This is a genomic window from Anaeromyxobacter sp. SG66 (assembly GCF_022690805.1).
GTDB classification, from domain to species: domain Bacteria; phylum Myxococcota; class Myxococcia; order Myxococcales; family Anaeromyxobacteraceae; genus Anaeromyxobacter; species Anaeromyxobacter soli.
In genome coordinates this window covers 1-309 of sequence record NZ_JALCZC010000144.1, presented here as the reverse complement: position 1 = coordinate 309, position 309 = coordinate 1, and positions in this window count along the sequence as shown.

Here is a 309-nt window from a genome sequence, read left to right as displayed (position 1 = left end):
CGCGGCCATGCGACCCAACCCCGGTTCGCCGGAGGTTCTCCCAACTCCGGGCGGGCTGCCGCAGGGTCACGGCGCCCACATTCCCAGCTGCCTGACGGGACGCAGCGGCGCCACGTCAGCGCGCGAGAGCGACGATGGCCCGTCGCCCGCGTCGCGGCGGAAGCGATCCATGTGCTCGCGCCCGAAGGTGCTCTCTGCGTGAAGCAGGTTGTGAGCTCGGCCTGACGGATCCCCTCAAATCAGCACACCTGAGCGGCAGCGATACGCTCTCGGAGTGAGTCCCATGGTTCTTCCGCCAGGGCGCCTTCG